Source organism: Candidatus Zixiibacteriota bacterium (assembly GCA_029860345.1).
GTDB lineage: Bacteria > Zixibacteria > MSB-5A5 > GN15 > FEB-12 > JAJRTA01.
Genome location: JAOUBJ010000005.1, coordinates 312,030 through 323,845 on the forward strand (window position 1 = coordinate 312,030; position 11,816 = coordinate 323,845).

Below are 11,816 nucleotides of genomic sequence, written 5' to 3' on the forward strand. Positions count from 1 at the left end.
TTCTCGTCCTTTTTCTCACACTATCTACTACGATAAACAACGACAAACGGAGAAAGTTTTCAAGAAAATAATAGAGGGTACATTCTGAGTCTGGCGCCTAAACGCAATCAGCTGCCCTCCCCCCCACAAACTTGACTCCCCAGCCACACCCACCGATAATACAACCATGTTCGCCTCATCCGGAAAACTCCTGGCCGTGGCCGTATTCACAATACTCTTGATCCTGGCCGTCAACTTAGCCTGGTGGCTATTCTATGACCGCACCGAACAGATGCTCGACCAACAACTCAGCCGCCGCCTGGCCGCCGTGGCCGGCACCACCGCCCTGTCGCTGGACCCAACCACTATCGACAATCTTGTCATTGGTGACATCGAGGCATGGCTCCGGGTCAACGAACTCCTGACCGAAGCGCGCAATTCAGATTCCCTCTCCGAAGTCTTCATTCTCGATGACAACTACACCTATCTCGCCACCACCTCCACAGCCACCGACTCAGTCTACTTTCTGGCCGGATTAAACGCAGTTTATGTCGACTCACTGTTTTACAGCGAGACCGAACGACCTATCGTCACCCAAGCCTACCCCTCCGGGTCGATCATTCTGAAATCCGCTTTCGTGCCGCTTTTCGATGAACTAGGCAGCATCAGTGCAGTCCTCGGCATCGAGGCCAGCGTTGACTACTTCGACGCCATGGCCGATCTGAAACAGAATCTCTATCTGTCCAGCGCGGTCTCTGTTTTGGGTGGCCTCCTCTTCGGTCTTTTGTTCATACTGGTACAACGCCGCCTTAACAAGGCTCAGCAACAGCTGTTCATGACTGAGACCCACGCCTACCTCGGACGCATGGTGGCCGTGGTCGCACACGAGATCAAAAACCCGTTGATGATTATCCGGGCCTCGGCCGAACGACTGGCCAAAAAACAAAAAGCACCGGAGAGCGAGTTCGTGATCGAGGAAGTCGACCGTCTCAATCAGATCGTCAGTGGCTACCTTGACTTTGCCAAGGGGGGTAGAGGTGGTTCAGCCCTCGGCGACGAACGACTATCCGAGGTCGACCTGCACGAACTATGCGCGTCTATCCGCCGTCACTTTCAGGACAAATATCCCGACAACGAAATCAGTTGGCTGCCCCAAAGCGCTGGCGGCAATACCGCCGTCACCAAAAAACTGGTTTACCAGTGTCACCCGCGTTCGTTAAGGCAGGTGATTCTGAATCTGTTGATCAACTCGGCCGACGCCTGCCTCAGTGCATCCCGACCGATCAGCGTCGGCCTCACCGCCATAGATCATAACGACACTATCAGCATAACCGTAAGCGACCAGGGACCGGGCATGACCAAACGGGAACTGGCCCACGCCTTCGATCCTTTTTTCACCACTAAACTGACCGGCTCCGGATTGGGCTTGTATCTCAGCCGGAAAATCGTTGCCGAGATGGACGGTGTTTTGGATATTGTCAGCAGTCCGGGCAACGGCACTCAGGTGATCATCCGGCTGCCAAAAATGCCGAGTAATTGAAAATGGCCAACATTTTAGTAATCGATGACGAACCAAAAATGACCTCGCTGATCTGCGGCCAGCTTGAAGACGCCGGTCACCAGGTCACCACCAGTACACAGCCGAAAGAGGCGCTGGGTCTCATCACCGAACATTCGTTCGATATTGTTATCACCGACCTCTCTATGCCCGAGGTATCCGGTATGGAGATTCTCGACAAAGCACTCAGCAAAGAAGGCACTCAAGTTGTCATGATGACCGCTTACGGCTCAGCCGAGACGGCGGTGGAAGCGATGAAAAAGGGCGCCGCCGACTATCTGCTCAAACCCTTTTCGCTGGACGAACTTGAGATTCTGGTAGGCAAACTGGCTGACCAACAAAAACAGTCCGCGCTCATCGACCATCTCAAAAAAGAATCGCAAACGGCATACACCGACTTTGTCGGCTCTTCAGCTGCCACCGTGGCCGTCAAGAGCGACCTGGCCAAAGTAGCCGCCACCGACACCACCGTGCTGCTCACCGGACGCTCCGGCACCGGCAAAGAACTGGCTGCCCGCATGGTGCACGATCTGTCGACCCGCCAGGACCAGCCGTTCATCGCCGTCAACTGCGCCGCACTGACCGAGTCGCTTTTGGAGTCGGAACTGTTCGGACACGAGAAAGGCGCCTTCACCGGCGCCGTCGCCCGCAAGCGGGGACGATTCGAACTGGCCGACAAAGGCAGCATTTTTCTCGATGAAATCGCGGAAACCTCGTCAGCCTTGCAATCCAAACTGCTGCGCGTACTGGAAGAGAAAAAACTCTTCCGAGTAGGCGGCGTCGATCCTATCGACATCGATGTCCGAATCATAGCCGCCACCAACCGTGAGCTCAAAAGCGAAATCGAAAAAGGGACTTTTCGTGAAGATCTGTACTACCGACTGAATGTCTTCCCCATTGAAATGCCCGGGCTGTCGACACGTCGCGACGATATTATCGAACTGGCTCAACACTTTCTGACCTCTCTGAACTATCATCACCCCGACCTGTCTGAGCCGGTCCGGAAACTGCTTATGAAATACGATTGGCCAGGCAATATCCGTGAACTCAAAAACGTCATCGAACGAGCCACGATACTGGCCGGCGGTGAACCGATTGATACCGAAGATTTCTCGCTGGACATTGACGATGCTCCGTTGGTCGACTCGGGAACAGCCGGAGCCGGGGCCGCCGAGGGTTTGGAAACAGCCGAGAAAATCATGATTCTCACCGCTCTCGACCGCGCCGAAGGCAACAAAACCGAAGCAGCCAAACTGCTCAAAATAAGCCGACGCCGATTGTACAGCAGGATGAAAGTTCATGATATCAAACCATAGTGCTCCTTTAGGTCCGGCCATCTGTACCGTCTGGTACAGATTCGTATGGGCCAGGCTGGAACGACAAAAAACGGCAACCTGTAGTGGCAACAGTGGCAGGAAGTTAGCCCGACCGAATCGATTGAGCCAGGATCGGCACACCGTTTGATTATACTCCTAATGGATTTTGACCAGGAGTTATGATGTATCGAAATACAATACTGACTTTGACCATCCTCGGTCTGCTGATAATCGTGGCAGGTTCTGTCCCTGCTCAGACCACCGACGATCGCGGAAGCCTCACCGACGCCCTCAGAGCCGAGCTGGAACGCACCGATCAATTGATCGAACGGGCCAAAGAAGCGGTCCAGGCATCCCAGTCACCGGTGGCTCGGCTCAATCTGGAGGCGGCTATAGATCTGCAATCGCAGGCGTGGCGTGCCTACGAAAACGAATACCCCCGCCTGGCATTGCGTCTTACCAAACAAGCCCGCGAAAGAGCCAAGAAGGCGATCGCCACCGGACGCATGAGCGAACAAAGCCAACACGTTGTTCTGACCAAACTGGAACGCACGGCTGAGATGCTGGAACGAGCCCGCAACCAACTCATTGATCAATCTGACAGCCACTACCTGGCCATACTGCAATCGGCTCAGGACAACCTCGACAAAGCCTGGGAGTTCTACAGGCTTGGCCAGTTCCGCGCCGCTTTGATGCTGGCCAACCAGGCAGAAAAAGCACTGGACAAACTGGTCCGCTCCTCGAATCGTGATCTGCGCAACCGATTGAATTTCGAGCGGCGCGCCGACGCCGCCCAGCAATTGCTCGAACGGGCCCGTACCCTTCTGGCCGAATGCACATCGCCGGCCGCGCAACAACTGGCCCAACATGCCGTTGAGGCCTACGAGCAGGCCAACAAGTTTGCCGCCAACGAAAGATTCCAGGCAGCTATCCAGGCACTGCAACGATCCAGAAAAATGGCCAATCAAGCGCTGCGTGAATGTCGTGGTGATGATGTTCTTATCAAACGGTACGAGAGGCTGAAAAACGAATTTGATCGCCTGGCTGAGGTTGTTGCACCCTCCGATGACCGCGGTCAGAAGTTTCTTGAGATGGCCGCTGAACAGCTTGAGCTCGCACGAGAAGGGCTCGACAATGATCGCTCCGAAACAGCCGCTGCCGCCCTTAAAGCTACCGAGATGACATTGACACAACTGAAGAGATACCTTGATGCCGGTTAATAACCGGATGCTGTGCTTGAAAACATCACGACAACGCCCGCTTGTTGCAGCGGGCGTTGTTTTGTAGTAGGTTCTTTGCGACCGGATGGACAGGACGCAACCAATCCTCGAGGTAGTATTGCAAGCCCGCTTGAACGCCACCCACACATTAATACTCATTACCGTCCTCTGCCTGACACTGTCCGCGCACAGTGGTGATCTGACAATCAACGCCGGGTTGGGATATGATCTGTTGTCGCAGGAATACTTCCTGGACAACCTCGTCCCCTCGGGCGCAGACTCGGTTTTGGTAGAATGGTCATTGACCAAAGACTACCTCGATGACCTCAAAGGCCAGTTGTGGGTCAAGTACCGGCCGTTCGATGACAACCGTATGGAACTCCGCGCCGGTTACGATCAGACCGCCGAGTTCCTGCGGTTGCGACTGACCGGCGATTTTTCAAAGCGCTGGCACGACCGAAAGGTACAAGTGGTCGGACGAGTGGAAGTCAAAGATCGTTACCGCGGCCAAACCGAATTCGGAGATAGCTATCTTCGCGCCTCCGCCCGAAGCAAATTCTCGGCACCCTTGGGTAGTTCCACCAGCATCACCATGCAATTGAAAGGTGACGGTGTACGCTTTCAATCGGTCTCCACCTACAACTACAACCATTTTCGCATCGGTGGCTCCATCGGCCTTGAGAAACTATTTGGCGACTTCTCCTTCGCCGACTTCAAACTGACCGTCGACCAACGAAAAGTCCCCGACAGTCTGGCTCTTGACTATCTCTCGCTCGGCGCCGAAGCAACCTGTCTGGCCTTTTACCGCCTGGGCGAAATCGACATCTGGGCCGGACTTACTCAGAAAAACTACAACCAGCCCGAACACAAAGACGACCATCACCGCCTCGTGTTTCAGGCCGACCACCGCATCCGAATCTCAGACAGATGGTTCAGTCGTCAACTAATCGAAACGGAATTAACCCTCTACCACCCCGACGACCCTATAAACGTCAGCTATTCTCAAACCGAACTGGCCCTGCTTGGCGGTATAGAGAGCGGTCCCTTCAGTGTGGCTTGGGGACCTGTCTTTGAGATACTGAACGAACGAGACAACGAGTATACGGCCGGTGAAGATTACACCGAACCGGGCGCCAGAGTCGTTTTTGATTACATGGCCCCCGGTCGTCTGTTCGTCTCGACTGAGTCCACGACCGGACGACGCAACCTCACCGCGGAATCCGAACTGCAATCCGATTTCACGTTTGAACGCCTGAGTCTGATCGGCGACCTCTCTTTCAACTCGGCTCTGCGATTGAGTCTGTTGTTTTCAGGTGTTTGGGAGTGGCACGAACAGAGCCAGGAGAACTCCCGCTTGTACCTCGTATCATCCAACCTGACCTACGAGTTTTAGCCCATAAATGGCCCATGAATGGGTTCTTGGTGCTTCGCGCGTTTTTCCGGTCAATCCGAGCAGAATCGTTTGATGCTACACGCCATCAATGCGTTACCGCCAATTGGGTTCGTTTTGGGTGCTTTCGCTTTTTCCAACATCCCACCCCTGAGCCAGTATGTTTGTTTTGCGGGGAATCTGCATTCTTACAATCGAATCGATGGTGATTGCTGGTCCGACCCGCAACGCTGAACGCAAACGATGAACCCGCCCGTTGGGTGGGGTACCGAAGAGTTGTTCGTGGTAGCCTGAGGTCATAGGTCTGGTCCTTTTATAGACCAGCGTCCAGACGTAATTTGATTGGAGTTGGTGGTTTTCTTGTGGGGGATTTGGTGGGCGGTCGCAGCCCCCGTTTGGCCCAAGACCTGAATTGTAGTTGACAGAGCACACTACATCCTGCAGAATCCTGGGCAAGGATAGAAACCTCAATACTCAATGCTGAAAGGGAATCCACAATGAGAAGTTTCTTCATGGATACCCCGAATGTGGGCTTACTGATAGTTCTGATACTGGTCACAAAAGTTCTGTTTGTCAGCTGTCAAGAAAACAGCACCCCGGCATCGGATATGATTCTCATTCACAACAACCTTACGTCCGTTGGACAAGGTGGCTTCTGGATGCCCAATGGCACACAGCACAAAGAAGGTTGCGGATGTAATACGTGTGACGCTATCCGCATTAACCTTGAGGAATTTTGTTTTTCTGATACGATTGTAGCCACTGATACTATTGTTGTGGTGGACACTGTCGAGATAACCGCTGCGCTTGCGGGTGAGTGGTTGAAGTTTTCGGCCTATGAAGCATCAAAGGCGTTCGTCAAAGAACACTATCCTGAGAGAGCGACTGATCGTTTCTCAAGAATGGGTACGTTCTGTAACTATGGTAGTAACCCTGCTGGCCGGGCAGGGTTTAAGTTTGCTGACAACGGTGATAGCACCTTTCTGACGGAAGGTTATACTTACGAGTACTTGTTTGGTGCGGCCGGCTTCGTCTGGGGCGCTGCCCAGGGTCAACCAACCGAAAGAACCTACAATTATGGCTGCTCGCTGCACCTGGATGAAAACAATGACTGGGTACTACTCAATATCAGTATGGGTCCATGCGGTGACTATATTCGAGATACACGACATGATTGATCTCTCAATATTCCTGTGAGCGGCGGGTGGCACCCTCAAACCCGGTTTGGGGGTGATCTTCAATCTATTGCAGAACCGTCCCAAACAAGGTTTGAGACGGCCACCCAGCCCGTTGCCCACAGAAAAAGGCGGGTCCGAAGACGGACCCACCCTACAAAACTGGATCAACGTGGCGCACGAGGACGTACACCACGCACAAGAAAGGGTGATCTAATACCCGCTGTGCAGCTCCTCCACCGCCGAGGCAATCTTGTCCACGGTCGGTAGACACGCTTCGTCACCATCGACGCCGTAGGCAACGCGCGCGTCAATAGCCGTTACCAGCTTGACCGGCGCCTCCAGATGAAAGAGCGCATCGCCACCGGTAATGACCGATGCGATTGTTGCCGCCGAACCGCCGTGGAAACGATCCTCGGTCACAACGATTACCTTGCCGCACTCTTTAGCCGTTTGGAGAATACAATCCTCGTCCATCGGCTTCATGGTGCGCAGGTCCACGACGCGCAGGTTGATCCCTTTTTCTTTTACGATCTCGGCCACTTTGCGAGCCATGTGCACAGTCGGTCCGAAAGTGATCACGGCAACATCGGTAGCTTCTTCGTTGTAGACACGAGCCACACCGAACGGAATCAGTTCATCGATATCCGGCACCTCTGTTTCAATCGGTACTCCCTCCCAGTCACGACGGTTATATAGAGCCACACTCTCGCAGAAGAGCACCGGATCATCGCAAGCCCAGGCTGTCTTCAGGAGTCCGGCGGCATCATAGGCGGTCGAGGGCACCACGATTTGCAGTCCGGGGATATTCATCCAGGTGCCCAGGTTGCCTTCGGAGTGCCAGAACGATCCCGCACCCTGCTTGTAGCCGCCGTAGGTGCAGCGAATCACCATCGGCATCGACCATTGCCCGTTGGACCGTTGATAGGTAGTCGCGATGCGGTCTTTCAAGTGTTGATAGGCCGGTGACATGTAATCCAAAAACTGCACTTCCGGAATCGGACGCCGCCCCTGGTAGGCATGGCCCGAGGCCCGACCCAGGATACCGGATTCGTCAAGCGGTGTGTTAAAACAGCGCGCGTTGCCGAATTCGCGCTGTAGGTTTTTTGACACCAGAAAAACACCACCCTTACCTTTCATGCCGGTCTGTTTCTCTTTCTCCTCGATCATGTGGCCGGAAAAGTCGGCCACATCCTCGCCGAAGAGTATAGCATCTTCAGTCAACTGAAACAGATCGAACAACGTGTAGTTGATGGCAAAACGCATAGTCATGGGACCGGCGTTTTCGGGCAATTCCGGGCTGGCGTAGTATTTCTTTTCGTGGTACTGTTTGAACCGCTTGGAACGGTCGAACTTTGTTGCGCTGCGGTAGCGCTGCCACGTTTCCTGTACTTTGTCGAAATCATAGGCAGACACTTTGGACTCGATGAACTCAAGTGTCTTCGGTCTGAAGTCAGCCACGGCGGTAGCGGACTTCTGGGTGATCTCTTTGTCGATAGCTTCCCACATGTCCAGTATTTCATCCGAAGTAACAATCCCGTCGTCGATAAGGGTGCTGATCGTCTTGAGAATGCAATCGTTGTTGGTATGCCATTTTTGTTCGTCCGGGTCCATGTAGAACGATTGATCATCCGAGCCTGAGTGCGAGCCTTCGCGGGTTACCCGGACGTTCAACAGGACCGGTCCGGCGCCCGAGCGGGCATACTCAACAGCCTCGTCCGCCTTGGCCAGAGCGTCTTTGATATCGGTGCCGTCCATCTGGATGATCTTCAAACCGAATCGCTGATACCCCTCAAACGGCGTCGTCGGGTCACCTTCGGGAAACTGTTCTTCGACTGAGACGGAAATAGCCCAGCCACAGTTGTAGATGGCAAAAACCGTGGGCGACTTGTCAAAGGTAGCGTAGAATACCGCCCGACCAAACTCCGGCGACGATGTCGACCCCTCACCGATCGAACAAAACACCACCGCATCGCCGGGGTATGCGCCGCCCGGCATATCCGATTGCTTCGACACTTTGGTGGGGTGGATGATGGCATCGCCTATACCCGCTGCTTCCAAAGCGTGCGAACCGGTGGGTGATGCCTGGGGGATTATCGACAGCGCCGGATAGGCCGAATGGGCCGGTATCAACATGCCGCCGGTTGCCTCGGCGCGCGGATCACCGATTGCTTCCAGCATTTTCTGATCTATCGAGGCGCCTCGATGCATATCAAACGCTTTGTTGCGGTAGTAACCGCACATCGGGTCGCTGACTTTCAGGTTGTCACAAAAAGCCACATCGGCCAACTCTTTACCGCCACAGCCGATGAAAAACCGGTTGTATCCTTTGCGCAGCAAGAGTTTTTCCTCGCGCTCGATGCGCCGCGCCGTCAACATCGAATGAAGCATCTTCTTCAACTGTTTCGGCGTTTTGCCTGCATACTCTTCAAGCGCCTCGTTTGCTTTCGGTTTCGAGGCGGCTTTCCCATCGAAACCCTTGACTTCGTCTATGATCGTAAGTATGTCCACCGTCGTGTCTCCTGCGAATTCTAATAATTTTTTGTTCCGGGCAGTCTTCGTTTCATTGGCTAAGTAAACACTTTTGACGGCCAAAGGCTCCCGGAAATCGCAGCTTTTTCAAATTCTTCTCAGAGAGAATAATAGACAGCCACGGTCCCGACATCGCGAGAGCACGCTCCTGGCGTGGTGGTGGCGATCTCAACCGACTGCCCGACACGACGTTTGAGATTGCCGCGTCCGCCTAATGCGTCCTCGCAATGACTTTCCGGAGGGCTTTGCAAGAAGGCGTGATGTGGCATTTCAAGCTGCCGGGCACATTTTCCTTGTCGGAGGGGTTCTCGTAGCGTAGCTTTTCGGCCAACGATGCTATCGAACCGAAAGGACCCGCCATGAATAAGCCCGCTCGCAAAAAGACCACCCGACGCCCCATATCAGCTGCTGACCTGTTCAAACTGCGCTTGCCGACCGGTGTCGCGCTGTCGCCGGACGAGAACAGAATCGCCTACTCGGTTGAAAGGATGGACAAGAAGGCCAACAAGTATTTCACCAATGTTTTCCTGCATGATCTCAAAACCGGGGAGGGCTATCAGTTTACGCACGGCGACCATAACGACGGACAGCCGGTCTGGTCGCCCGACGGCAGAACGATCGCCTTTGTCTCAACTCGTGATAAGAAAACAGGCATCTTTGTCATGCCGGTCACCGGCGGCGCTGAGAGAAAGTTGATCGAAATCGAGGGCGCCATCGCTTCACTTCAGTGGATGCCCGGTGGAGGGCAACTTCTGTTCAATCTCCGCTATAGCGATTCGCACTTTATCCAGGACGAAAAGAAGAAAAAGCAACAGCCGGTCTACCGGCATATCACGCGGCTTTTCTACCGGCTGGACGGCGCCGGCTTCCTGCCGAAAGACACTTTTCAGGTCTATACTCTTGACATCGAGTCGGTCGAACTCACTCGAATCACCAAAGGCCGCCGCGATAATCTCATGCCGAATGTCAGCCCCGACGGCAAGTCAATTGTCTATGTCTCCAACCGGGCCAAACAGCAAGACCTCGACAGCGACCGGCTCGACCTGTTTGTCATCGGCGCCGGCGGCGGCAAAGAGCGCATGCTGCCCACACCACCCGGACCGGTTTATGCGCCGGTGGTATCGCCGGATAGTAAATCTGTTGTCTACCTCGGCCACGACAACCCCGACGATGCCTGGGGCGTTACCAATGTCCATGTCTGGAAAGTCGGACTGGCCGGTCGGTCAAAAGCGGTCGATCTCATGCCCAGCTTTGATCGGATGACCTATGACCAATCCATCACCGACACCGGCGATGTCGGCGACTTGACAGCCCCGGCCTGGTCGTCCGACGGCAAGCGCGTTTTCTTCCTGTCGTCCGATGATGGTGTTACCAATCTGTTCAGTGTACCGCGCAAAGGTGGTCGACCTACCCGGCTGTTCGCAGGTAAATGCCATGTCAAAGGGTTCTCCGTAAACGGCAAGACCTCGAAGGCAGCCCTGATCCACTCTGACCCCAACAGCCCCGGTGAGATACTGGTATGCCCGACTCGCTACAAGGGCCATGAGAAAGCGGTAAAGTGCACCGACCTCAATTCGTTCGTGCGGCTTGAGCGCACCCTTGGACGGACGCGTGAGGTCAGCATAAAATCGTTCGATGGCACAAATGTCCAGGGTTGGCTGGTGATGCCGCCGAATGCCAGGCCGGGGCGACGCTACCCGGCTATTCTCGAAATCCACGGGGGACCGCGCGTACAGTATGCACACACTTTTTTCCACGAGATGCAGTATCTGGCCGCCAAAGGGTATGTGGTTCTCTACACCAACCCGCGCGGTGGCGCCGGACGAGGTGAGACCTGGGCCGAGGCTATCGCCGGCGGTTGGGGTGAACTTGACTACAAAGACTGTATGGCCGCCGCCGACTGGCTGGAGAAACAGAAATTCGTCAACCCGAAAAAGATAGGGGTCACCGGCGGTTCCTACGGTGGCTACATGACCAACTGGCTGATCGGCCACACCAACCGGTTTGCGGCGGCTGTCACTCAGCGCTCGGTGGTCGACCTGAAATCGTTCGTCGGGTCGTCGGATATCGGATATGCGCTCAATCGAGAGTTCGACGGTTACCCCTGGACCAACAAAGAGAACTACGAAAAATGCTCACCGATGACCTACTTCAAGAAAATCCGCACGCCGGTTTTGATCATTCACAGTGAGCGTGATCTCAGGTGCAGTATTGAGCAGGCGGAGCAGATGTTCGTCATGCTGAAGGTGTTGGGCAAGACGGTCGAGATGGTTCGTTTCCCCGAGGAGCCGCATGGTTTGTCTCGACATGGCCGTCCCGACCGGCGTATCGCCCGCCTTGAGTGGATCGACAAGTGGTTCAAGAAGTATATGAGCAGGTAAACCTGCTTTTGCGCTTCGCGCGTAACCGCCCCCTCTGTCACCCCGGCCAAGGCCGGGGTCCAGCCTTTGGTTTTGTGGTGGTCAGTGGGTGGCAGCCGCCCTCGTCTGCCGCTGCAAACACACCCCGGCCCCGCCGAAGTGTACGACCGGGTACATAGGTTACACTTTAGACCGGGCACATGGGTAACACTTTTTTCTATTTCTGTTCTTTTTTGTCTTTATTGCTGTTCTCTCTTTTTGGTTTCCGTGGAAGATGTATTAGTCG

Annotated in this window: 7 protein-coding genes; 6 read left to right on the forward strand and 1 reads right to left on the reverse strand. The window is 54.5% G+C overall.

All coding sequences use genetic code 11. The annotated features are described in order from the left end of the window. Positions 1-166 precede the first annotated feature (166 nt). The 5 genes from OEV49_07660 to OEV49_07680 all read left to right on the forward strand — a co-directional run bounded on the left by OEV49_07660 (position 167) and on the right by OEV49_07680 (position 6,641). Positions 167-1,519: a HAMP domain-containing histidine kinase gene (locus OEV49_07660; protein MDH3890947.1), complete on the forward strand. Its 1,353-nt coding sequence runs from the start codon at positions 167-169 to the stop codon at positions 1,517-1,519. Between the two features lie 2 nt (positions 1,520-1,521). Next, positions 1,522-2,853 carry a sigma-54 dependent transcriptional regulator gene (locus OEV49_07665; protein ID MDH3890948.1) on the forward strand — a complete coding sequence of 444 codons (1,332 nt, stop codon included), beginning with the start codon at positions 1,522-1,524 and terminating at the stop codon, positions 2,851-2,853. Between the two features lie 182 nt (positions 2,854-3,035). Beyond that, the gene (locus OEV49_07670) at positions 3,036-4,073 is read left to right on the forward strand and encodes a hypothetical protein (GenBank protein MDH3890949.1); all 1,038 of its coding nucleotides are present in this window, start codon (positions 3,036-3,038) and stop codon (positions 4,071-4,073) included. 118 nt (positions 4,074-4,191) lie between these two features. Further along, positions 4,192-5,466, forward strand: coding sequence for a hypothetical protein (locus tag OEV49_07675; protein ID MDH3890950.1), 1,275 nt, complete (start codon positions 4,192-4,194; stop codon positions 5,464-5,466). A gap of 494 nt (positions 5,467-5,960) precedes the next feature. Next, positions 5,961-6,641, forward strand: coding sequence for a hypothetical protein (locus tag OEV49_07680; protein MDH3890951.1), 681 nt, complete (start codon positions 5,961-5,963; stop codon positions 6,639-6,641). 210 nt (positions 6,642-6,851) lie between these two features. Here the strand turns inward: OEV49_07680 and OEV49_07685 are convergent, their stop codons facing one another. Continuing rightward, a complete protein-coding gene (locus tag OEV49_07685) occupies positions 6,852-9,149 on the reverse strand; it encodes a thiamine pyrophosphate-dependent enzyme (protein MDH3890952.1) in 2,298 nt (765 codons plus the stop codon). Positions 9,150-9,529: 380 nt separating this feature from the next. Here OEV49_07685 and OEV49_07690 point away from each other — a divergent pair, with 380 nt between their 5' ends. Beyond that, on the forward strand, positions 9,530-11,551 hold the full coding sequence (locus tag OEV49_07690; GenBank protein MDH3890953.1) for a S9 family peptidase: 2,022 nt from the start codon (positions 9,530-9,532) through the stop codon (positions 11,549-11,551). Positions 11,552-11,816 lie beyond the last annotated feature (265 nt).